At 63.8% G+C, this 22,582-nt stretch carries 25 protein-coding genes and 1 tRNA gene; 20 read left to right on the top strand and 6 right to left on the bottom strand.

Annotation, left to right across the window (positions count from 1 at the left end):
- The first annotated feature begins 9 nt into the window (after positions 1-9).
- From ychF to merB, 16 genes are all read left to right on the top strand, one after another.
- Positions 10-1,101 (top strand): redox-regulated ATPase YchF, encoded by a 1,092-nt coding sequence (gene ychF / locus V6E02_RS07025; protein ID WP_347308070.1) that lies wholly within the window; start codon positions 10-12, stop codon positions 1,099-1,101.
- 67 nt (positions 1,102-1,168) lie between these two features.
- Positions 1,169-1,245, top strand: a tRNA-Met gene (locus V6E02_RS07020).
- An 85-nt stretch (positions 1,246-1,330) separates the two neighbouring features.
- Complete coding sequence (gene miaB / locus V6E02_RS07015; RefSeq protein WP_347308069.1) at positions 1,331-2,662, top strand: tRNA (N6-isopentenyl adenosine(37)-C2)-methylthiotransferase MiaB; 1,332 nt, start codon at positions 1,331-1,333, stop codon at positions 2,660-2,662.
- Positions 2,663-2,711: 49 nt separating this feature from the next.
- Positions 2,712-3,671, top strand: coding sequence for a PhoH family protein (locus V6E02_RS07010; RefSeq protein ID WP_347308068.1), 960 nt, complete (start codon positions 2,712-2,714; stop codon positions 3,669-3,671).
- The gene (ybeY, locus tag V6E02_RS07005; RefSeq protein ID WP_347308067.1) at positions 3,631-4,104 is read left to right on the top strand and encodes an rRNA maturation RNase YbeY; all 474 of its coding nucleotides are present in this window, start codon (positions 3,631-3,633) and stop codon (positions 4,102-4,104) included. The genes V6E02_RS07010 and ybeY overlap by 41 nt, the downstream gene beginning before the upstream one ends.
- A gap of 78 nt (positions 4,105-4,182) precedes the next feature.
- Positions 4,183-5,034 (top strand): CorC family transporter, encoded by an 852-nt coding sequence (locus tag V6E02_RS07000; RefSeq protein WP_347308066.1) that lies wholly within the window; start codon positions 4,183-4,185, stop codon positions 5,032-5,034.
- Positions 5,031-6,548 (top strand): apolipoprotein N-acyltransferase, encoded by a 1,518-nt coding sequence (gene lnt / locus V6E02_RS06995; protein WP_347308065.1) that lies wholly within the window; start codon positions 5,031-5,033, stop codon positions 6,546-6,548. Before V6E02_RS07000 ends, lnt begins: the two co-directional genes overlap by 4 nt.
- Positions 6,549-6,602: 54 nt before the next feature.
- Positions 6,603-7,175: a Tll0287-like domain-containing protein gene (locus V6E02_RS06990; RefSeq protein WP_347308064.1), complete on the top strand. Its 573-nt coding sequence runs from the start codon at positions 6,603-6,605 to the stop codon at positions 7,173-7,175.
- Between the two features lie 264 nt (positions 7,176-7,439).
- Complete coding sequence (locus tag V6E02_RS06985) at positions 7,440-8,243, top strand: phosphate/phosphite/phosphonate ABC transporter substrate-binding protein (protein WP_347308063.1); 804 nt, start codon at positions 7,440-7,442, stop codon at positions 8,241-8,243.
- A 75-nt stretch (positions 8,244-8,318) separates the two neighbouring features.
- On the top strand, positions 8,319-9,239 hold the full coding sequence (gene glyQ, locus V6E02_RS06980; protein ID WP_347308062.1) for a glycine--tRNA ligase subunit alpha: 921 nt from the start codon (positions 8,319-8,321) through the stop codon (positions 9,237-9,239).
- On the top strand, positions 9,236-11,335 hold the full coding sequence (glyS, locus tag V6E02_RS06975) for a glycine--tRNA ligase subunit beta (protein ID WP_347308061.1): 2,100 nt from the start codon (positions 9,236-9,238) through the stop codon (positions 11,333-11,335). The genes glyQ and glyS overlap by 4 nt, the downstream gene beginning before the upstream one ends.
- A gap of 47 nt (positions 11,336-11,382) precedes the next feature.
- Positions 11,383-11,925: a D-glycero-beta-D-manno-heptose 1,7-bisphosphate 7-phosphatase gene (gmhB, locus tag V6E02_RS06970; protein ID WP_347308060.1), complete on the top strand. Its 543-nt coding sequence runs from the start codon at positions 11,383-11,385 to the stop codon at positions 11,923-11,925.
- On the top strand, positions 11,922-12,641 hold the full coding sequence (locus V6E02_RS06965; RefSeq protein WP_347308059.1) for a lysophospholipid acyltransferase family protein: 720 nt from the start codon (positions 11,922-11,924) through the stop codon (positions 12,639-12,641). Before gmhB ends, V6E02_RS06965 begins: the two co-directional genes overlap by 4 nt.
- Entirely contained in the window at positions 12,641-13,363 is a 723-nt protein-coding gene (locus tag V6E02_RS06960) for a M48 family metallopeptidase (protein WP_347308058.1), read from the top strand. Before V6E02_RS06965 ends, V6E02_RS06960 begins: the two co-directional genes overlap by 1 nt.
- Positions 13,364-13,528: 165 nt before the next feature.
- On the top strand, positions 13,529-14,038 hold the full coding sequence (locus V6E02_RS06955) for a GlcG/HbpS family heme-binding protein (protein WP_347308057.1): 510 nt from the start codon (positions 13,529-13,531) through the stop codon (positions 14,036-14,038).
- 84 nt (positions 14,039-14,122) lie between these two features.
- Entirely contained in the window at positions 14,123-14,773 is a 651-nt protein-coding gene (gene merB / locus V6E02_RS06950) for an organomercurial lyase (RefSeq protein WP_347308056.1), read from the top strand.
- A 5-nt stretch (positions 14,774-14,778) separates the two neighbouring features.
- Here merB and V6E02_RS06945 read toward each other — a convergent pair whose 3' ends face one another.
- Entirely contained in the window at positions 14,779-15,411 is a 633-nt protein-coding gene (locus V6E02_RS06945; RefSeq protein WP_347308055.1) for a hypothetical protein, read from the bottom strand.
- A gap of 66 nt (positions 15,412-15,477) precedes the next feature.
- Positions 15,478-15,681 (bottom strand): YgaP family membrane protein, encoded by a 204-nt coding sequence (locus V6E02_RS06940; RefSeq protein ID WP_347308054.1) that lies wholly within the window; start codon positions 15,679-15,681, stop codon positions 15,478-15,480.
- 228 nt (positions 15,682-15,909) lie between these two features.
- Between V6E02_RS06940 and V6E02_RS06935 the strand changes: the two genes are divergently transcribed.
- The gene (locus tag V6E02_RS06935) at positions 15,910-16,215 is read left to right on the top strand and encodes a hypothetical protein (RefSeq protein ID WP_347308053.1); all 306 of its coding nucleotides are present in this window, start codon (positions 15,910-15,912) and stop codon (positions 16,213-16,215) included.
- A 7-nt stretch (positions 16,216-16,222) separates the two neighbouring features.
- On the opposite strand, the gene V6E02_RS06930 is transcribed toward V6E02_RS06935, so the two are convergent.
- From V6E02_RS06930 to V6E02_RS06915, 4 genes are all read right to left on the bottom strand, one after another.
- On the bottom strand, positions 16,223-17,266 hold the full coding sequence (locus V6E02_RS06930; RefSeq protein WP_347308052.1) for a transglutaminase-like domain-containing protein: 1,044 nt from the start codon (positions 17,264-17,266) through the stop codon (positions 16,223-16,225).
- Positions 17,267-17,589: 323 nt separating this feature from the next.
- Positions 17,590-18,390 (bottom strand): DUF2189 domain-containing protein, encoded by an 801-nt coding sequence (locus tag V6E02_RS06925; protein WP_347308051.1) that lies wholly within the window; start codon positions 18,388-18,390, stop codon positions 17,590-17,592.
- Between the two features lie 176 nt (positions 18,391-18,566).
- Positions 18,567-18,983: an OsmC family protein gene (locus tag V6E02_RS06920; protein WP_347308050.1), complete on the bottom strand. Its 417-nt coding sequence runs from the start codon at positions 18,981-18,983 to the stop codon at positions 18,567-18,569.
- A 44-nt stretch (positions 18,984-19,027) separates the two neighbouring features.
- Entirely contained in the window at positions 19,028-19,786 is a 759-nt protein-coding gene (locus tag V6E02_RS06915) for a YdcF family protein (RefSeq protein ID WP_347308049.1), read from the bottom strand.
- 591 nt (positions 19,787-20,377) lie between these two features.
- Here V6E02_RS06915 and rplM point away from each other — a divergent pair.
- From rplM to argC, 3 genes are all read left to right on the top strand, one after another.
- Positions 20,378-20,806, top strand: a complete 429-nt coding sequence (rplM, locus tag V6E02_RS06910; protein ID WP_347308048.1) for a 50S ribosomal protein L13 — start codon at positions 20,378-20,380, stop codon at positions 20,804-20,806.
- A 9-nt stretch (positions 20,807-20,815) separates the two neighbouring features.
- A complete protein-coding gene (gene rpsI / locus V6E02_RS06905; RefSeq protein ID WP_347308047.1) occupies positions 20,816-21,208 on the top strand; it encodes a 30S ribosomal protein S9 in 393 nt (130 codons plus the stop codon).
- 344 nt (positions 21,209-21,552) lie between these two features.
- Positions 21,553-22,581 carry an N-acetyl-gamma-glutamyl-phosphate reductase gene (gene argC / locus V6E02_RS06900; RefSeq protein WP_347308046.1) on the top strand — a complete coding sequence of 343 codons (1,029 nt, stop codon included), beginning with the start codon at positions 21,553-21,555 and terminating at the stop codon, positions 22,579-22,581.
- The last annotated feature ends 1 nt before the right edge of the window (position 22,582 follow it).

Below are 22,582 nucleotides of genomic sequence, written 5' to 3'. Positions count from 1 at the left end.
GGACGACAGATGAGTCTCAAATGCGGAATCGTCGGGCTACCCAACGTGGGCAAGTCCACCCTGTTCAACGCGCTGACCCGTGCCGGCATCGCCGCCGAAAACTATCCCTTCTGCACCATTGAGCCCAACGTGGGCGTGGTTGAAGTGCCGGATGTGCGCTTGCAACAACTGGCGGACATCGTCAAGCCGCAGCGGGTGGTGCCTGCCATCGTGGAATTCGTGGACATCGCCGGATTGGTGGCGGGCGCCTCCAAGGGCGAGGGACTTGGCAACCAATTTCTGGCCAACATCCGCGAGACCGATGCCATCGTCCATGTGGTGCGCTGTTTCGACGATCCCAATGTGGTGCACGTGGCGGGCAAGGTGGATCCCATCGCCGACATCGAAGTGATCGCCACCGAACTCGCGCTGGCGGATCTTGCCACCGTGGAGAAAGCCCACGCGCGGGACGTGAAAAAGGCGCGCGCCGGCGACAAGGAGGCGCAGAAGTTGGTCGCCGTCCTGGACAGGCTCCTGTCGCACCTGAACGAGGCCAAGCCGGTGCGCAGTCTGGGCCTGTCCCGCGAGGAACTGGCCCTGCTCAAGCCTTTGTGCCTGCTCACGGTGAAGCCTGCCATGTACGTGGCCAACGTGGCGGAGGACGGTTTCAGCGACAATCCCCATCTGGCGCGCCTTCAGACCTACGCGGCTGCGGAAGGCGCACCGGTGGTGGCCCTGTGCGCCGCCATGGAGTCGGAGATCGTCGATCTGGGCGAGGCCGACAAAGCGGAATTCCTGGCGGCCATGGGCCTGACCGAGCCGGGCCTCAACCGCCTGATCCGTGCCGCCTACGATCTGCTGGGCCTGCAAACCTACTTCACGGCTGGGGTGAAGGAGGTGCGCGCCTGGACCATCCCCAAGGGCGCGACCGCACCCCAGGCGGCAGGCGTGATCCACAGCGACTTCGAGCGCGGCTTCATCCGCGCCCAGACCATCGCCTTCGAGGACTTCATCGCCTACGGCGGCGAACAGGGCGCGCGCGAGGCGGGCAAGCTGCGCGCCGAGGGCAAGGATTACGTGGTCCAGGACGGCGACGTGATGAATTTCCTGTTCAACGTGTGAAGGGGTTTCCTTGACGCGGCGAGGACGAAGCCGGATAATTCAGCCCCCTGCACCGTCCGGTGATGTTGGTGATATAGCTCAGCTGGTCAGAGCACAGCACTCATAATGCTGGGGTCGGTGGTTCAAGTCCACCTATCACCACCAGATGCCTTCCCGGCCGCTACTTTTCCCGCGGCCGAAACCTTTCCTTCTGGCGGTAGCCTGACGTAATTTAGCCTTTCCACCGGCCGTGACCCGCAAGCTCTACATCAAGACCTTCGGCTGCCAGATGAACGAGTACGACTCGGCCAAGATGGTCGATGTGCTCACCGCCGCGGAGGGCTACGAGCGCACGGACGATCCGGAGCAGGCCGATCTGATCTTGCTCAACACCTGTTCGGTGCGGGAAAAGGCCCAGGAAAAGGTCTTCCACCATCTGGGACGCTGGAAGCATCTCAAGGCGCGCAATCCCGACCTGCTCATCGGTGTGGGTGGCTGTGTGGCGAGTCAAGAGGGCGCGGCCATTGTCGAGCGTGCCCGCTATGTGGACCTGGTGTTCGGCCCGCAGACCCTGCATCGCCTGCCGGAGCTCCTCCGCGCGCGGCGCGCCACGGGGCGGCCCCAGGTGGATGTGAGCTTTCCCGAGATCGAGAAATTCGACAACCTGCCGCCGCCGCGCGTGGAAGGGGCGGCGGCCTTTGTCTCCATCATGGAGGGTTGTTCCAAATACTGCAGCTTTTGCGTGGTGCCCTACACCCGCGGCGAGGAAGTGTCGCGCCCCTTCGACGACGTGCTGGCGGAAGTGGCGGGGCTTGCCGAGCAGGGCGTCAAGGAGGTCACGTTGCTGGGCCAGAACGTGAACGCCTATCGCGGCGTCATGCCAGATGGCGAGACTGCCGACCTGGCCCTGCTGTTGGAGTACGTGGCGGAAATTCCGGGCATCGAGCGCATCCGCTACACCACCTCTCACCCCAACGAGCTCACGGATCGTCTGATCGAAGCCTATGCGCGCATCCCCAAGCTGGTGAGCCATCTGCATCTGCCGGTGCAGTCCGGCTCGGACCGCATCCTGGCGGCCATGAAGCGCAACTACACGGCGCTAGAATACAAGTCGCGAGTGCGCCGGCTCCGGGCGGTGCGGCCCGACATGAGCCTGTCATCCGATTTCATCGTGGGCTTTCCTGGCGAAACCGAAGCCGACTTCGAAGCCACGATGCGCCTGGTGGAGGAACTGGGCTTCGATGCCAGCTTCAGCTTCATCTACAGCCCGCGGCCGGGTACACCCGCCGCGCAACTGCCGGATGATACCCCCATGGAAGTCAAGACCGCGCGTCTGATGCGGCTGCAAAAACGTCTGGAGCAACAAGCCCAGGCCATCAGTCGGGCCATGGTGGGCAGCGTGCAGCGGGTGCTGGTAGAGGGCGCATCGAAAAAGGATGCCCGCGAACTGGCCGGCCGCACCGACAACAATCGTGTGGTGAATTTCCGTGGCGAGCCGCGCCTCATCGGTCAGTTCGTCGAGGTGCGCATCACTGCGGCCCTGCCCCATTCCCTGCGGGGCGAGGTGGTGGTGGCGGACTGACCCATGCCCAAGTGGCCTCATGTATCGGTGCCGGGGCGAGGGTGAGTCCATGAATACGGTCGAGATTTCCTTCACGCCGGTGGACAACCGGCGTTTGGCCAATCTGTGTGGGGCGCTGGACGAGAACCTGCGCCAGATCGAAACCGCGCTGGAAGTGCGCATCGCCCGTCGCGGCGAGCATTTCCGTGTGCAAGGCGAGCTTGGCCGGGCACGGTTGGCCGCCGACCTGCTTCAGACCTTCTACGAACGCGCAGCGCGCGGCCTGAGTGTGGAGGACGTGCAGCTCGGCCTGGTGGAGGCGACCCACCTCCAGGCGGGAGAACGCCGTGAGGGCATGGTGCCAGTGCTGATGACGCGTCGCGCCGATCTGCACGGCCGCACGTTGCGCCAGAACGAATACCTGCGCCAAATCCAGGAACACGACATCACCTTCGGCATCGGCCCGGCCGGCACCGGCAAGACCTATCTCGCGGTGGCGAGCGCAGTGGATGCCATGGAGCGCGATTTGGTCAAGCGCATCGTGCTGGTGCGCCCGGCGGTGGAGGCGGGCGAGCGGCTGGGCTTTCTCCCGGGTGATCTCGCCCAGAAGGTGGATCCCTATCTGCGGCCTCTCTACGACGCCCTCTACGACCTGATGGGGTTCGACAAGGTGCAGAAGCTGTTCGAGCGCGGCACGATCGAAATCGCCCCGCTGGCCTACATGCGTGGCCGCACCCTCAACCATTCCTTCATCATCCTGGACGAGGCGCAGAACACCACGCCGGAGCAGATGAAAATGTTCCTGACCCGCATCGGCTTTGGCACCAAGGCGGTGATCACGGGCGATGTCACCCAGATCGACCTGGCGCGGGGCGTGAAGAGTGGGTTGGTGCAGGCGCAGCAGGTGCTGGCAAAGGTTCCGGGCATCGCCTTCACCCATTTCCAGTCTGAGGACGTGGTGCGCCATCCCCTGGTGCAGCACATCATCAATGCCTACGATCGCTTCCAGCAAGAACAGGGCGAATCCTGAGCTCTCCCTTGCCGTGCAGTATGCCAGCCAGGCGCCGGGCCTGCCCACGCGCAGCCAGGTGCGGCGTTGGGTGCGTGCCGCCGCCGCGCGCGCGGCGCAGATCACCGTGCGTTTCGTGGACGAACCAGAAGGGCGCAGCCTCAACCGTGACTACCGCGGCAAGGACTACGCGACGAATGTGCTAAGCTTCGGCTACGAAACCGCTCCAGTGGTGGTGGGTGATCTAGTGATCTGTGCGCCGGTGGTGGCGCGCGAGGCAGGGGAACAGGGTAAATCGCTCGCCGCCCATTACGCGCACCTGATCGTCCACGGCATGCTGCATCTGCAGGGTTACGACCACCAGAGCGAAGCCGAGGCTTTGGCGATGGAAGCACGTGAGACGGAAATCATCACCAAACTGGGCTATCCTGATCCTTACCACTCTGGCCGGTGACGATCCCGCTGGGATGATGCATGACGAATGGGCCGCCATTCGCCATTCATTACCCCGCAGGGGTTGATTTTTCTCTCCATGGACGATGCGAGTACCAAGCCCAGTTGGCTCGAGCGCCTCGGCGCGCTCTTGATGCGCGAGCCAGAGGACCGCGAGCAACTCATCGAACTATTGCACGCCGCCTACGAGCGCAATCTTCTCGACGCCGACGCCCTGGCCATGATCGAGGGCGTGCTGCAGGTTTCGGAAACCCAGGTGCGGGACATCATGATCCCGCGCGCGCAGATGGACGTGATCGACATCAACGATCCCCCAGAGAAATTCCTGCCCTTCATGATCGCCACTGGGCATTCGCGTTTTCCGGTGATCGACAAGGATCGCGACGACGTCGTCGGTATTCTGCTCGCAAAGGACATGCTGCGCTTCTTCGCGGGTGAGGAGACCAACGTGCGTGACATGCTGCGTCCGGCGGTGTTCATCCCGGAGTCCAAGCGGGTCAATGTGTTGCTCAAGGAGTTCCGTAGCAACCGCAACCACATCGCCATCGTCGTGGATGAATTCGGTGGAGTGGCCGGCCTGGTTACCATCGAAGACGTGCTCGAGCAGATCGTCGGCGATATCGAGGACGAATTCGACTTCGACGAGGCCGAGGACAACATCATGGCCGCCGGCAACAATCGTTACCGGGTGAAGGCGCTCACCGAGATCGAGGCCTTCAATGAGGCCATGGGTACGCACTTCAGCGACGAAGAATACGACACCGTCGGTGGGTTGGTGATCGCCCAGTTCGGGCGCCTGCCCAAACGCGGTGAGGCGGTCACCGTGGATGGCCTGAAGTTCCAGGTGTTGCGCGCCGACAGCCGGCGTCTGCACTCACTCTTGGTGGAACGCCTGCCGGAGGCGCAACGGGACGTTCAGGACGCCCTTTGAGTACGGCGGCCATTGTTCATCGCGCCGGGCGGCTGCGGCTGGTGGGGCTGCCCTTTTTGCTGGGCGCGGTCACGGTGCTCGGCTTCGCGCCCTTTCACCTATTCTGGTTACCGGTCCTCACCCTGGCCGGCTTGTTCCATCTCTACTGGGGGGCGGGCTCCCGGCGCGCCGCAGCCCTCATGGGCTTCGCTTTCGGGTGTGGGCTGTTTCTTCTGGGCGTATCCTGGGTCTACGTCAGCCTGCACGATTTCGGCGGCATGCCCGCGCCGGTGGCGGCCTTGGCGACACTGGCTTTTTGCTTGTTCCTCGCTCTCTTTCCGGCCGCCGTGGGATGGTTCGCGGGCGGGCGGGGACGCCACTGGCAGGCGCCGGTGCTGACCATGCCCGCCGCCTGGGCGCTGGTGGAATGGGTGCGTGGCTGGGTTTTCACCGGCTTTCCCTGGCTGGCCGTGGGCTATGCCGCGGTCCCCCACGATGGGCTTGCTGGCTATGCGCCGTTATTGGGTGTGTATGGGGTATCTTGGCTTACCGCGCTGAGCGCAGGTCTCTTGGCGCTCGCCTGGAACGGGCGAGCGCGACCGAAGCGTGCTGCGATGGGGCTTGTGGTGTTAACGCTGTTGTGGCTCGTGGGGCTTGCGGCGGCTCGCGTGGCGTGGACACAACCCAGCGGCGCGCCGCTTACCGTCAGCCTGCTGCAGGGTAACGTTCCCCAGGACCTCAAGTGGCGCGAAGAGCGGGTGGCACCCACCCTGGAGACCTACGCCCGGCTGGTTGAGCAAGCTCAAGGGCGCTTGGTGCTGCTGCCGGAGACAGCCTTTCCTCTGTTTTTCGATGAGTTGCCGCCCGCCTATCTGGACCAGCTTGCAAAGCTCGTGCGCGCGCGTGGTGGGGACTTAGTGTTCGGGGTGCCGGAACGGGCCGTGGGCGGCACTCGTTATTACAACGCCGTGGTGAGTTTCGGGGCGAGCCCCATGCAGGTCTACCGCAAGGTGCACCTGGTTCCCTTCGGGGAGTTCATTCCCTTGCGGCCGGTATTCGGCTGGTTGCTCGATCTCATGCACATTCCCCTGGGCGACTTCGCCCGCGGCGCACCCAATCAGCGGCCATTGGCGGTGGCGGGGCAAAGTGTGGCGGTCAGCATCTGCTACGAGGATGCCTTTGGCGAGGAAATCATCCGGCAGGTGCCCGCCGCTACTTTGCTTGCCAACGTGAGCAACGATGCCTGGTTCGGCGATTCCATCGCGCCGCACCAGCATCTACAGATTGCCCAGATGCGCGCCTTGGAGAGCGGACGCATGATGCTGCGCGCCACCAACACCGGCATCACTGCCCTGATCGACCCCCGGGGTCGGGTGGTGGCCGCGCTTGCGCCATTTCAAACCGGGCTCATCGAAGTGAGTGCGCAAGGTCACAGCGGCGTCACGCCCTACGTGCGCTTCGGGAACGTGCCAGTGCTTCTGCTGTTGACGTTATCCTTGATGGGAGCCGTCTTGCGCCCAGGCGTCAAGTCTTGACGAGCGATTCTGATCCAGCGTAAAAGTTCATTTTGACCATCTCAAGGAGGAACCATGAAGACGCTGTTTTGGCTAATCGCCGCGGCCTTCGCCGCGCCCGCCCTGGCCCAAGACGACACCGCCCGCTACCTGGAAGAAAGCCGCAAGCTCAGCCAGAGCCTGGTGCAAAAGCTGGGTGGCGAACTCAAGAAGGAGCTTAGCGCCGGTGGTCCCGAGAACGCCATCAAAGTGTGCAAGAGTGTCGCGCCCGCCATCGCCAGCGAGCTTTCCATCCAGCATGGTTGGCAGGTGCGGCGGGTGTCCCTGAAGACGCGCAACCCCATGATCGGCACGCCGGATGCTTGGGAGCAGAAGGTGCTCGCCGACTTCGACCGTCGCGCCGCCGCGGGTGAGAAGCCAGACAACCTTGAGTATTCGGAGATCGTGGCCGAACCGGCCGGGCGATATTTCCGCTACATGAAGGCGCTGCCGGTGCAACCGCTATGCCTGAACTGCCACGGCACACCGGAGACCGTCTCCGAGGGCACCCGTGCGCGGCTGGCCGCGGACTATCCCCATGACCGCGCCACAGGGTACAAGGAAGGCCAAATCCGGGGTGCCGTCACCATCAAGCGGCCGCTGTTCTGAATGTGTCTGTCTGCAGCAGGGGGCATCCGGCGCCTCGTCTCGTTTGAAGCAGGCAAGGGAAGAGGCGTCTTTGGCTCTGGCTTGCAGCAGGGGCATCCGCCGCCTCGTCTCGTTTGAACCCTGATCATCCATTAGACCGGCGCGTGCCCTGTGAACTGTAGTGCACATGACATTCATCACCGTTTTTTGAGATATCCGCCGTGCCTACGCGGTTGTGAGCGAACCCCATCCCGCGTTCTGATGATCTGCGTTTGAGGAGATCCCATGCGCCGCCTGTTGCCCCTGCTGTGCCTGCTTTTCGTCTTGTCTACTGCCTCTGCTCAGGAAGCCTTGCTGTTGGGTGTCAACGACGGCGTGGCCGGGCAGATGGACTACAGCAAACTCATCGACCGCTACCAGCCATTGGCGGATTATCTTTCCAAGCTGCTCAAGAAGCCGGTGAAGCTGGAATCCTCCCAGAACCTCAAGAGTTCCACCGAAAACCTGATGAAGGGGCGCTATGACCTCTTCTTTTCCAAACCCAGCAACGTGGCGGCGCAGGCCATGGCGCGCGCCAACTACGACCTGGTGGCGGCGGTAAAGGGCGCGTTTACGGTGAAGTTCATCGCGCGCAAGGACAGTGGCCTCGCCAAACCAGAGGACATCCGCGGCCGCAGAATCGCTTATGCACAGGGTACATTCATGGAAAAGGCGGGCATGGCCACCCTGCGCGACCTGGGGATCGTGCCCAAGCCCAGCGAGCTGGTGAAGGCGCGCTACCAGGACGCCATCGCCTTCATCGTGGAGAACCGCTTTGCCGACGTGGGCATGGTCTCGCCCATCGTCGCCAAACAGTGGGAGGCCAAGGGCGGGATCACCGTTTTTGAGAGCAAGAAGCTCCCCTTCTGGTCACTCATCGCCTCGCCGAGGCTTTCCGCAGCGCAGAAGGCCACAGTCAGGGAAGGACTCCTCAACGCCGCCAACGATCCCCTGGGGCAGAAAATGCTCAACAGCCTGGAGATCACTGGTTTCGAAGCCGGCGACAAGCAGGCCTATCTGGACCTGCTCGCTTGGCTTGCGCGGCAATAGCCGCGCTTCCGCTGTCTTCTTGCCACCGGTAAAATCGGCGTTTTTTCTTGAGCGGCGCAAGCCGAAAGGACGCCGATGCAGACCTTCCAGGAACTCATCCTGCGCCTGCAGCAGTACTGGAGTGATCAGGGCTGCGTGATCCTCCAGCCCTACGATCTCGAAGTGGGCGCGGGCACGAGCCACACCGCCACCTTCCTGCGGGCGCTGGGGCCCGAGCCCTGGCGCGCGGCCTATGTCCAGCCTTCGCGCCGCCCCAAGGATGGCCGCTACGGTGAGAATCCCAACCGCCTGCAGCATTACTACCAGTTCCAGGTGGTGTTGAAGCCCGCGCCAGAAGACATCCTGGAGCGCTACCTGGGATCCTTGCAAGCATTGGGCTTCGATCTCGCTGCCAACGACATCCGCTTCGTGGAAGACGACTGGGAGAATCCCACCCTGGGTGCCTGGGGGCTGGGCTGGGAAGTGTGGCTCAACGGCATGGAAGTGACCCAGTTCACCTATTTCCAACAGGTGGGCGGCCTGGACTGCAGGCCCATCACCGGCGAGATCACCTACGGACTGGAACGGCTGGCCATGTATTCCCAGGGTGTGGAAAACGTCTTCGACCTCACCTACGCGCCGGGCGTCAGCTATGGCGACGTGTTCCACCAGAACGAGGTGGAGCAATCGGCCTACAACTTCGAGCATTCCGACGTGGAATTCCTGCTTCATGCCTTCAATGCCCATGAGCGGCAGGCGAAATACCTGATGGAGCAGAAGCTTGCGCTGCCTGCCTACGAACAGGTGCTCAAGGCGGGCCACATCTTCAACCTGCTGGATGCCCGCGGCGCGATTTCCGTCACGGAGCGAGCCGCTTACATTGGCCGCATCCGCGCGCTGGCGCGCGCGGTGGCGCAGAGCTATCTGGAATCCCGTGCGCGACTGGGCTTTCCCCTGGCGCCCCGTGCCTGGGCGGAAGAGGTTCTCGCCCAACTGGAAAGAAAGGGCGCGCCATGAGCAAATCCATCGAGAATCTGCTGGTGGAACTCCTGGTGGAGGAGTTGCCACCTAAGGCCCTGCGCGCATTGAGCGAAGCCTTTGCCGAGGGGCTGTATACCAGTCTTGCCGCCCAAGGGCTCACCACTGCCGATTCCCGTTCTACGCCCTATGCCTCGCCGCGGCGCCTGGCCGTGCACATCACCGCAGTGGCGGCGCGGGCGCCGGACAAACCCGTCTGCCACAAGCTGATGCCGGTGGCGGTGGCCCTCGATGCCGAAGGGCGGCCCACGCCGGCGCTTTTGAAGAAGCTTTCTACGCTGGGGCTGGATGCGCATGTGGTGCCGGGGCTGCGGCGGGTGGCGGAGGGCAAAAGCGAGGTCCTCTACTACGATAGCGTCGCGCCGGGCGCAAGCCTGGGCGAAGGATTGCAAAAGGCCCTCGAGGCAACGCTAGCGAAACTGCCCATCCCCAAAGTGATGAGCTATCAGTTGCGCGATGGCTGGACCACGGTGCATTTCGTGCGTCCTGCTCACGGCCTGCTCGCCCTCTACGGCGCAGAGGTGGTGCCAGTCAGCGTGCTGGGCTTGAGGGCGGGCCGCACCACCCAGGGCCATCGCTTCGAAGCCCAAGTCAATCCGGTGTCGATTGAGCACGCCGACCGCTACGAGGCGCAGATGGAGGCCGAGGGCGCGGTGATCCCGAGCTTCGCCAAGCGCCGGGCCGAGATCGTACGCCAACTGGCTGCCAAAGCCACGGAGGGGTTGCAGCCGGTGGAAGATGCTGCCCTGCTGGATGAAGTGACCGCGCTGGTGGAGCGCCCCAATGTGCTGCTGGGCCGGTTCGACACGGCTTTCCTCGAAGTGCCGCCGGAATGTCTCATCCTCACCATGAAGGCGAACCAGAAATACTTTCCCCTGCTCGATGCGCAAGGCCGGCTCACCAACCGCTTCCTGATCGTGGCCAATGTTACGCCAGCGGACCCTTCGGCGGTGATCGCCGGCAACGAGCGGGTGGTGCGGCCACGGCTGGCGGATGCCAAATTTTTCTACGACCAGGATCGCAGCCAGCCCCTTGCCTCGCGCGTGGAGAAGCTCGCGCGCGTGGTTTATCACAACCGGCTCGGCAGCCAGTTGGAGCGCACCCGTCGCGTGCAGAAACTTGCCCACGAAATCGCCTTGATGCTCCATGCGGATGCGGAGCTGGCCGCCCGCGCCGCCTGGCTGGCCAAGGCCGATCTCACCACCGACATGGTGGGGGAATTTCCGGAATTGCAGGGCATCATGGGTGCCTACTACGCCCGCCACGATGGCGAGCCGGAGGCGGTGTGTCGAGCCATTAAGGCGCACTATCACCCGCGTTTTGCGGGCGATACGCTGCCGGAAGACAACATCGGTGCCGCAGTGGCCCTTGCCGACAAGCTGGAGACCCTGGTGGGCATCTACGGCATTGGCGCGGTCCCCACTGGCGAGAAAGATCCCTACGGCCTCAGGCGTCATGCCCTGGGCATCCTACGTATCCTCGCCGAAAAGTCGCTGCCGCTGGATCTGGTCGAACTGTTGGAAGCGGCGCGTGCCCTGCTGGGGGAGCTGGTGGCCGACAGCGTGGTGGTGGACGTGCACGCCTTCATGCTGGAGCGGCTGAGGAACTACCTGCGCGAGCGGCGTTACGGTTTACGCGAGATCGACTCGGTGTTGGCGCAGAATCCGTCCCGCATCGACCTGGTGCTGCCGCGCCTGGAAGCGGTCGTCGCCTTTGTGCGCCTGCCGGAGGCGCAGGCCCTGGCCGCCGCCAACAAACGCATCCAAAACATCCTCAAGAAGGCGCAGCCTCCAACCGGCGCGCCCGAGTTTGCCCTGTTCGCCGAAGACGCGGAACGGGCCCTATTCGAGGCGGTGAATAGCTTGGCGCCACGGGTGCGCTCGCTGGTGGCCAACCAGGACTACACCGGGGCCTTGCGCACCCTGGCCACGGTGCGGCCCGCGGTGGATCGCTTCTTCGATGAGGTGATGGTGTTGACCGACGAGCCCCTGCTGCGTGCCAACCGGCTCGCCCTGCTGAAAGGGCTCGCCGAGCTCATGAACCAGGTGGCGGATCTGTCCAAGTTGGCCGGGTGAGGCGCGGGGCGGTGTAGAATCGTCCCAATTCCCATGCCGCGCGCCCCATGAAACTCGTGATCCTGGACCGGGACGGTGTCATCAATTTCGACAGTCCCCAGTTCATCAAGAGCCCGGAGGAGTGGAAGCCCATCCCCGGCAGCCTGGAGGCCATCGCGCGCCTCAACCAGGCGGGTTGGCGCGTGGTGGTGGCCACCAACCAGTCCGGCATCGGCCGCGGCCTGTTTGACATGGCCACCCTCAATGCCGTCCACGGGAAAATGCTGCGTGCCCTGGCCCAGGTGGGCGGACGCATCGATGCCCTGTTTTTCTGTCCCCATGCCGCGGAGCTCAACTGCCCCTGCCGTAAGCCGCGTCCGGGCTTGTTCGAGGAAATCGGCCGACGCTTCAACGTGGACCTGACAGGCGTGCCGGCCATTGGCGATGCCCAGCGCGATCTGGAAACAGCCGCCGCCGTGGGCGCGCGTCCCATCCTGGTGCTCACCGGGAAGGGCCAGCGCACCCTCGAAGCAGGCGCGCTGCCACCGGGTACCGCGGTGTTCGAAAATCTGGCGGAGGCCGTGCGACACCTGCTCAAGCCACCATCATGATCGTCCTGCGCTGCGCCCTGTTCGAGCTCGCGCGTCTAATTGCCACCGTGATTTTTTCCCTGATCGCGCTCGGCACCTTCCCGTTTTCCGCGCTCACCCGCTATCGCATCATCACCGTCTGGAACCGCGTCGTGGTGTGGCTAGCACGGCTGCTGCTCGGCATCGACTATCGCATCCTGGGCCGGGAGAATCTCCCGAGCCGGCCGGCCATTGTCATGGCCAAACACCAGTCTGCGTGGGAAACCATTGCCCTGCCCATCCTGTTGCCGCCCCTGGCCATGGTCATCAAACGCGAGCTGCTTAAGCTTCCCTTCTTTGGCTGGGGTTTCGCCATGCTTTCGCCCATCGCCATCGACCGGCGCGCCGGCAAGGAGGCCCTGCGCCGGATCACGGAACAAGGCCGCCAGCGGCTCGAGCAAGGTTTCTGGGTACTCATTTTTCCCGAGGGTACACGCGTGGCGCCAGGCCATCGCGGCCGCTATGGCATCGGTGGCGCATGGCTTGCCGCCCACACCGGCGCGCCCGTGGTGCCCATCGCCCACAACGCGGGCGAGCTGTGGCCGCGGCATGCCTTCCTGAGATACCCGGGCACCATCACCGTGAGCATCGGCCCGGTGATCGAAACCACGGGACTCAAGGCGGGCGAGATCAACGCTCGGGTGGAAGCCTGGATCGAGGGCGAAATGGCAAGACTCCCCCCAGCGAGGCGCGGCTGATGGGCTATCCCCAGCAGGAAACCCGGGTGCTCGCGTTGCCAGACCGGCAGCTCAGCTACACCCTGCTGCGTCGGCGGCGTAGAACCATCGGGCTTAAGGTGGATGAGGATGGACTCACCGTCAGCGCGCCGCCGCGGGAGCCCTATCGCCACCTGGAGCGAGTGCTGCTCATGCGGCGCGACTGGATCGTGGAGAAACTGGCGCAGATGGAGGCGCGCCGCCTGCCGCCGCGCCAGTGGAAGAGCGGCGAGCGTCTGCTCTTCTTGGGCGAGAATCTCGAACTTTACCTCTATCGCACCCACACTCGCGCCGAGCCCATCCGCACCGCGAGCCGGCTGCTAATGGGCGTGCACGATCCGGCGGATGCCGACCAGGTAATGACCCAGGTGCGCACCTGGTACCGTGACCAGGCCCAGCGCTACTTCGCGCAGCGGCTGGTGGTGCTGGCCGCACGCCTGCCGGTGACACCACCGCCGTTTCGGCTGTCGGAGGCGCGCACCAGTTGGGGCGTGTGTACGCCGGAAGGCCGCCTGCGCCTGTCTTGGCGGCTGATCCAGGCACCCTGCGGCCAGATCGACTACGTCGTGGCCCACGAGCTCGCCCACCTGCGGCACATGAACCATTCGCGCGCTTTCTGGCAAACCGTGGCAGCCATTTTCCCGGACTACCGTCTGGAGCGGCTCGCACTGGAACGGGACGGACATCTCTACCACACCTTCTGAGCGCCTTGCCGCCGCCTCCGCGCAATGCACGCAGTGAGGGCGCGGTCGTGGCGCCGTTCTGCGGCAAAAGCGCGTGACCACCCCGCGCGCTGCAAATTACGCTATAAAAACAAGAGTGCCATGCACTGCCCTTCGTTTTCCAACCGAACAAACAGGAGTTCGACCATGCGTCATGCCTTTTCCATCCCTGTCCTCGCGGCCGTACTTGTTGTCGCCACTTCGCCCGTTGCTGCCGCAGAAATGCCGGTGGCGGTGAAAATTCCCCGCCTGACGGTGGAAGCATCAGAGAAGCTCGCCCGTGCCACGCTGGAAGCGTGCCGCAAGCAGGGCATTCAGATCGCGGTGACCGTGGTGGACCGCAGCGGTGACCCCATGGTGGTGCTGCGTGACACCCTCGCACCGCGTCTGACCCTGGAGATTAGCCGCCAGAAAGCCTACACTGCCGTGAATTTCAACGCCTCCACCGGCAGCATGGCGAGTCGCTTCACACATCCCTTTTCGGTGGGCAAGGTGGAAGGCTTGGTGTTCTCGGCCGGCGGATTGCCTATCGAGGCAGCCGGCAACATCGTCGGCGCCGTGGGCGTGTCGGGTGCGCCCACGGGCGAACAGGACGAAGCCTGCGCCAAAGCGGGGCTGGATGCTATCGCGCTGGATCTGGAATCCGCGTCACTGTAACGGCATCACCCGGTAGGCAAGGGTCGTCGCGGCGGCACGCCCGCTAAAAGCAAAGTCCGGCTGCGTGGCCTTTTTCGCTCGACCATGAATGCAACCATCACTGCGCCGGTGGATCCAAAGCGAGTGCTGGCGGCGCTCGCCGCCCTGCACCGGGCTTGGCCCTTGGAGCAGCGTCTGCGGCTTGCGGCCTGCGAGGCCACGCGCGAAACCTATCTCGCGGTGTTGCTGCGCTGGGTGCAGACGGGCGCGGCGCCCACGCCGGAGGGCTTCGACCGGGAAGCTCTGGAGGAGCTTGTGGCGTTGGATGCGCTGAAGATCGTGGACGGGCGCATCACTTGTCCGCCGTTTAGCGCCGCGGCCACCGACATTCTCGTGCACGTGCCCCACGAGACGGTGCACGCGCTGTCGGCCTTGGACGCGCTGGCGTTGCCGCGGCTTCAGGCGACGGCGGCTATCATCGAGGCCACCTGTCCTGTCAGTGGCGCGCGCCTTCAGATCGTGGTGGGTGAAGGCGGCACGCCTCGGGCGGAAGACTTGGGCGTGGCGCGCGTGGCATTACGCAAGGTGGCGGATCAAGTGCTGCGTTATGCTTTCGATCTCGCGCCGGGGATTCGTTTCCTGCGCCCGAGCGAGGCGGAAGGTGCTCGGCAGACGCTGTCGCTCGCTGAGGCCTCGGCGGTGGCTAACGCCTTTTATGCGTTCCAGCGCAAACTGATCCGGGGCGAGCCCCTCTGACGCGGCTATTTCTTGCGGCGCGCCCAGACGTAGAAGTAGCGGGGCTCTTCGTCCATGAAGCGCTCGATGCTGGCCGAATAGGCGCGGCTTTCACCCGGGATCATTTCGGTACGGTCCGTGATTTCGCCCGATCCCACCTGGATGCCGCGCTGATCGAATACGAACACACGCACCTCCGGTCGCAGCATGGTCTCGCCGGCGTTTTCCAGTACCGCCCGGTATTCATAGCGGGTCTGACCGTTCTGGCGCAGGACGGTGAACACGATGTTCTTCACATAGCCCGCGTCGAGGGGGATAACTTTGTCCGGTGTCAGTTCCTTGAGATGAGGCAGGCGGCCGCGCGTGACACTGGTGAGCTCCTGGCGCGTCTTCTCCAGTTCGGGCTCGATGCGTTCCAGCTTTTGCCGTGCGCGAAAGAGATCGTTGGCAAGGCTCGCGTTCTCGGCGGTCAGATGCTGAATCTGGATACCGGCGACCACTGCCACCACTAGGAGCATCGCTAGACTCACCGCCAGCGCAATCGCCAGCATCAGCCGCTGGCTGCGCCGACGGCGTGCCTCGCGCGCGGCATGGGACGCCGCCCGCCGCAACAGGCCCGCCGACTCGGCACTGCCCGAGGCGGTGCCGAGCTCAGCCATGGCCGTGCCCCCCATTGATCAATGCCGCCGGTGGGCGGCCAGCTTTTCGCCCCTGACGCGGTGGGCTCACTCGTGCTTGCAGGTCGAAATCTTGAACGGCACGTAGAGCGGACACCAGCCGATGAGACTGGTCAGCAGGAAGGCGATGGCGATGATACCCAGAATGATCGCGAGGGTGCCGCTGATCTGTCCGGTGAAATACAGCACGGCGATGATGGCCGCGATGATGAGTCGGATGATGCGGTCTGCGCCGCCCATGTTCTTCTTCATGATGCTCTCCTTGGTTAGGAACGAAACGATTACCACCAGCCCTCCACCAGCAGCACCAGCATTATGATGCCGCCAATGCACAGCAGGCAAGCGAGTGCCAGCCTAAGCCAGGGGAAGCCATTTATCATGGCGACCGACCTTGCATGGAAACGACGGGCCTGCTACAGCATAGAACATTCCGAATGACAATTTGAAGGTTGGCCCGCCGTCGTGCGGGGAAGGAGGGGTATGGACAGCAAGTGGCTATTCCTACTAATCGGCACGCTCGCCGCCATGGTGGAGCCCACGGCCGCCCAGGAGCCGCTGTTTCCCCAGCAGCCGGCGGCTGCCGGGGAAGACGCAGCCAGGCGCGCCCAGGTTCCTGCGCCGCATCGCACGCGCGAGGAAATCCAGCAAGACATCCGCGCCCTGGAAGCGCGGCGAGCCGATTTGCTCACCCGCTACGCGCCCGCCCATCCGGACGTGCGCGCGGTGGAACGCCGGCTCAGCATCCTACGCGCTCAACTCGAAATGTTGCCACCGCCCCGGCACTGAAGCAGGCTCACCCGATTTCGCGGCTGGTGAGGCGGAACTTCAGGGCCTCCGGCTCGCGGCCATCGATCACCTTGTCACCGAACCGGGCATAGGGATACATGAGATAGGCAACCGTATCGCCCTGGGGTAGCGTGAAGTCTCGGCCGTGGTTGAACCCGACCCAGTTCATCTCCCAGTAGCCGAACAGGCGCTTCCTGAGCGCGACGATCCTGGGGTCGTCGAGCGAAAGCTTTTCCTCCAGCACCGCTTTGCGCACATCTGCCGGATCCACCGCCACCCAGCCGCGCCGCGGCGAAAAATATTCCGCGCGGCAGTGCTGCGCCTTGGAGATGTCGCCGCTCTTACCGAGGCTCTTGAACTGGGCCGATTCCGCTACCCGCACGCCATAGAACTCCCGAGCAGGAACCCCGGCCGCGCGGGCGAGCCCCACAAACAGGGAGTTGATGTCCGCGCACTTGCCACCCAGGTTGCCGGATTCCAACATGAATTTGATGTCGCCCAGCCCGCAGCCGCGCGTGTTGGGATCGCGAAAGGTGTTGTCCACCACCCACTCATAGATTGCGCGCGCCTTGGCGTCTGCACCGCGCAGCCCCCGTGTGATGCGAAGGGCGGTATCACGCACGATGCCATCTATCGGCATGTGCTCGGTGGGTTTGAGGTACAGCGCCGCCTCTTGCATGCCCTGCGGGCGCAGGACCGGCATGGGGGGATGCCGGTCGCGGGTGGCGATGCGCGTCTTCACCGTCAGGGTACGGCTCCGCTCTTCGGAATCGAACGCCAGCCGCACAATGGGTGCGTGGTAGGTGTCATCCCAGTGCAGGGTAGCGGGAACCGCGCTCGAGCACTCGATGGAGAGTACGCGCTGATAGTCCCCGGCATCCTGGGGCAGGGGTAGCCAGAGTTGGCCGGCACCTGGGTGGGCTGCGAGGTCGATGTCGTAGGTGAGCTCGAAAGTGCGCCAGGCGGCATCATGCGTCGCTTCCGCCACCGGAGGAAGGGCGGCATAGAGGGGCAAGAATGCAGTGAGGCGCAGAAAATCACGTCGTTTCATGGTGGCTCCTTGAAAACGTTTTTCCCGGATTTCTGCCTGTGCCTGCGCACCACAAGGGGATGGCCGAACACCGTCGGCCGCACTGTTCCCGGCGCAAGCGAGGAAATTGTAGCGCCCTTTCCAGCGAGCGGATGCGCAGGCTGAGTGTCTTCGGAGCAAGCACGACGCATTCGATCGGCAAAAGGCGTTCCGGCCAGGCGAACCGTGAGCTTGGGTGTCCAAAGCTCAGCGGGCGATGACGCGCGTTGTGGGACGCATGCGCGTGCAGCTCCGGGCAATCGGCTCGATGCCGAGGAAAACAAGGCTGCGCGCTGGCTGGGTGTTTACGTTTCTGGCCGGTTTTCTGGCCAAGCGGAGGCGTCGATGGTGTCCAGGTAGGCATGCCAAGTGGCATGCCCGATCACTGGTAGCAGCACGAGAAAGCCTAGGGTCAGGGTGGCAAAGCCCACGATCACGCAGGCGACGATGATCAGACCCCACAGCAGCATGGGCAGCTTGTTGCATAGCACCGCATGCATACTCGTGATCACCGCGGTGATCGCATCCACCCGTCGGTCCAGGATCATGGGCAGGGAAAACGCCGTGGCGCTGAACACCACAATGGCGAACAGGGCGCCCACCAGGCTGCCCACACCGAGAAAGGTGGCCAGTGCCTTCAGATCCACCTCGCCTTCGGTGGGAAAGAACACATGCACCATGGCGGCCGCCCGTGCCCACAGGAGCAGTACCACTAGCAGCACCATGCCCAAGACCAGCAGCTCGCGGATGTGTTCCCGGCCCTCCCGCAGACAATAGCCCAGCTCCAGTGTCTGGCCGCGGCCCAGTTGGCGGCTGATGGAATAAAGGCCCACCGCCAGCACCGGCCCGACAAAGACAAAGCCGGTCGCCAGGCCCAGGTAGAAGGCCAGCATGCCGAAACGCCAGCTGGCAAGCAGAATCAAAACGCTCAAGGCCGTGAGCACGGCACCGTAGGTCAGACTCAACCGTAAGGCGTGGCGGAAGTCATGCCAGCCCGCCTTTAGCCATCGCAGTGGAGCCCTGGCTTCGACCATACGGCAGGGGGCGACGAAGGGAAGCTGCTCCGGCGGCAGACTTCCGGCGGAAGGTGGGGGCAAGGTGGACATGGGTTCCTCCTCGGGCAATCTGGTCGGTATTGGGGCGTTCTGGGGCCGCCGCCCTCTGCTTTTATAGACGCAGCGGCGCCGGCGCGCCAAGCTTGAGCGCGCAGCGCCGAGGCGGATCAGTTGACGCGGAAGAGTACCGCGTCGCGAACAGTTTATGCCGCAGGTTGTTTACACGCTCAGATCTGGACGATCTCGTAGTCGTGGGTGATGGTGGCGACCTTGCCGAGCATGATGGAAGCGGAGCAGTACTTTTCCGCTGACAGATTGATGGCGCGCTCCACTGCGTCCGGCTTGAGATCCCGGCCCTTGACCACGAAATGGATGTGGATGCGAGTGAATACCTTCGGGTCGGTGGTGGCGCGCTCGGCGTCCAGCTCGGCCACGCAGTCCACCACTTGCTGGCGCTGCTTGCGTAGGATGGCGACCACGTCGTAGGCAGTGCATCCACCTGTGCCCAAAAGCAGCATTTCCATGGGGCGTGGCCCCAAATTGCGGCCACCCCCCTCCGGCGGCCCGTCCATCACCACTGCGTGGCCGCTTTCCGTCTGGCCCACGAAGGCGGCGTCTTCTAACCATTTCACCCGGGCTTTCATGGTTTTCCTATCCTCTGTCTGATGCGGCTTGCCAGTCCTGCATTCTAGCGGGTATGGCCGCGCAGGCGATACCACATGAGCCCGAGCCCCTCGTGCAGGGCATGGCTGCTGTCAAGCAGCGCACGGGCATCGGGCAGCCAGTCGGCGAGCCCCTGTCCGCGTGGCGTGTAAAAACGCGTGCCCGCGGGCACTACCTTTAGACCGGCGCGCTCGAACACAGCGCGGGCGCGGGGCATGTGCCAGGCGTGGGTGACCAGGACAATGCGCTCGATGCCCTCGCGCGCGAGAATGCGCTGGCTGAAACGGGCGTTCTCCCACGTGTTGCGCGAATCCGCTTCGACCCAGCGTACCGGGACGCCGAACTCGTCTTCCAAGACGGCCTTCATAAAGGACGCTTCTGGAACGCGACCTTCCGGGCTACCGCCGCTCACCAGCACGGGCAGGCCGCTGGCCCGCGCTAGCCGCGCTGCATAACGCAGGCGTTCCAGAGCTAGCCTGTTGACCGTGTCGCCCCCATATTCCAATGCGTCCTGATAGCGGCCGGCACCCAGCACCACGATGGCCTGCGCCCCGGAGAAGTCCAAGTGCGAGGGAGGCTCGCCAGCGAGCAGGCGTAGCAGCGAGGCCGAGACGAAGGGCAGCGACAGCAGGCCCAGGGTGAGGGTGCCGGCGAGAACCAGCGCCCGACCCAGGCGAGGTCGTCGCGGCCAGACAGCCCAACCGAGCGCGAGCATGACCAACGGACTGCCAGGCGGCAAAAACAAGGCCGTGAGCAGACCGGTGAGCGGGTAGGCAAGATCCATAGGGGCTCCTGGCTGGCATGGCCATTGTAGCGGCGGCGGGCGCGGCCAGGCGAAACACGCCCGCCCCGATCGCCCCGTCTGCTTCTAAGGAATTGATACAAAACGACTTTGAAGATCGCGCCGGCGAGGGCGCAAGAAATGCTTGCAAAGACTATCGGAATATTAGAAAATGCTCATACGTAAGACGCGCCTGCGTCTTATCGTTGTCTCCTCCATCCTCCTCCTTTGGTGGATTTGAACGCAGCCCCGCACGGGCTGCGTTTTTTTTGCGCCGCGGCAGCATGCGCGGACTTGCAGGTAATAGTCCTAGCCGCCTGGCGGCGGAAGAACTAGCCGAACGACCAGCGTGTCGTCGTGGGTAACTGCAGCTGTGGAGGAAGCCGAAAGCAGAGCGCTGGCCTGACCACAAGTGCACGGATGGGACGCAATGGGATGAGAGGCCGACGCATGCGGCCTTCTTCCCCCGGAAAATGGCTCCTCACTCACCACCCCGAGTGCCAAAGGTGGTGGACTCATACAGCGGTTTGACACCGCGGCGGGAACGCCCCTATAATCCGCCCCTTCCTCAAGTTCAGCATCGGGATTTTCGGTATGCGTACCTATTCCGCAAAACCGGCAGACATTAGGCGCGACTGGTATGTCGTGGACGGTACCGACAAGGTGTTGGGCCGCCTCGCCAGCGAGATCGCCCGCCGCCTACGGGGCAAGCATAAGACCATCTACACGCCGCACATGGACACCGGTGACTACATCGTCGTGGTCAATGTGGAAAAGCTGCGCGTCACCGGCAACAAGGCGCAGGACAAGCAGTACCACCGTCATTCCGGTTATCCCGGTGGCATCCATACCACGAACTTTGCCAAGCTGCAGGCCAAGCATCCAGAGCGTGTGTTGGAGAAAGCGGTCAAGGGTATGCTGCCCAAGGGTCCCCTAGGCTATGCCATGCTCAAGAAGCTCAAGATCTACAAGGGCGCCGAGCATCCCCATGCCGCGCAGCAGCCCAAGGTTTTGGAAATCTGAGGATCCATCATGATCGGCAACTGGCATTACGGAACCGGCCGGCGCAAGAGCTCCGTGGCGCGCGTGTTCATCAAGCCCGGCAAGGGTCGTTTCATCGTCAATGATAAACCCGTGGACGAGTATTTCTCCCGTGAAACGGGCCGCATGGTGGTGCGCCAGCCTCTGGTGGTGACCGACAGCGAAGGTCGCTTCGATATCATGGTCAACGTCTCGGGTGGTGGCGAGAGCGGCCAGGCGGGAGCCGTGCGCCACGGCATCGCGCGTGCGCTGGCGCAATACGACGCGGCGCTCAAGCCCACCCTGCGCAAGGCAGGACTGATTACCCGCGATGCGCGGGAGGTAGAGCGTAAGAAAGTGGGTCTGCACAAGGCGCGCCGGCGCAAGCAGTTTTCCAAGCGTTGAGCCGTATTACGGTGCCGACAGAAAGCCGCCTGCGGGCGGCTTTTTCATTGGTGGCTTGCCTGCCCTCCTTTATCATTGCGGGGATCGGTTCTCCGCGTGGCGAGACGTCGCCACTGCCATCGTGAGGAAGGAAATGGGACAGCCTCTGCTGCACGTAGGCCAAATTCTCGCCCCGCTAGGCACCTGCGGTTTAGCACAGCCGATCATGGCGACGGTCGCCCTGGACGATGAAACGGCGCCTGGCCATGATCGTTGCCATCACGCCGCCCGCTCCCGAGGCGAGGGGCGCTTAAGGTAACGCGCAGCGTGGTTTCATCCTAACTGTCTGGCTTCGAGGAAACGGCATGATCAAGATCGGCATCGTCGGCGGCACGGGGTATACCGGGGTAGAGCTTTTGCGGCTACTCGCCCAGCATCCGGAAGCGGAGCTCACCGCCATCACCTCTCGCAAGGAAGCCGGCATGCCGGTGGCCGACCTGTTCCCCAATCTAAGGGGACGGGTGAAGCTTGCTTTCAGCGATCCCGCGCAAGCGCCACTGAGCCAGTGCGACGTGGTGTTTTTTGCCACGCCCAACGGCGTCGCCATGACCCAGACGCGGGCCCTTCTGGATGCGGGCGTCAAGGTCATTGACCTTGCCGCGGATTTCCGCATCAAGGACATTGCCATGTGGGAGAAATGGTATGGCATGGCGCATGCATGTCCCGATTTGGTGGCGGAGGCGGTCTATGGTCTGCCGGAGATCAACCGCGACCGAATCCGCGGTGCCCGCCTCATCGCCAATCCCGGCTGCTATCCCACCGCGGTGCAACTGGGTTTCTTGCCCCTGATTGAAGCCGGAGTGGTGGATACTGACCACCTCATCGCCGATGCCAAATCTGGTGTGTCGGGAGCGGGACGCAAGGCCGAGGTGCACACCCTGCTGGCCGAGGCTGGTGATAACTTCAAGGCCTATGGCGTGGCCGGACACCGCCACTGGCCGGAGATCCGCCAGGGCCTGTCCCAGCTCGCGGGCCGCGTGGTGGGGCTCACCTTCGTGCCTCACCTCACGCCCATGATTCGCGGTATCCACGCCACGCTGTATGCGCGCCTTACCCAAGAGGTGGACTTACAGGTCCTCTACGAGAATCGCTACCGCAACGAGCCCTTTGTGGATGTACTGCCCGCCGGGGCCCATCCCGAAACACGCTCGGTGCGGGCCGCCAATGTCTGCCGCATTGCCGTGCACCGGCCCCAGGGTGGCGACACCGTGGTGGTGTTGTCCGTCATCGACAATCTGGTGAAGGGTGCCGCCGGCCAGGCGATTCAGAACATGAACATCCTGTTCGGCTTGCCAGAACGTCTCGGGCTCGATCAGGTGCCCTTACTGCCTTGAG

The sequence above is a fragment of the Thiobacter sp. AK1 genome (assembly GCF_039822265.1).
In the GTDB taxonomy this organism is placed as follows: Bacteria; Pseudomonadota; Gammaproteobacteria; order Burkholderiales; family Thiobacteraceae; genus Thiobacter; species Thiobacter aerophilum.
Note: the sequence above shows the minus strand (reverse complement) of the source record. Positions and strands in the feature narration are given on the sequence as shown.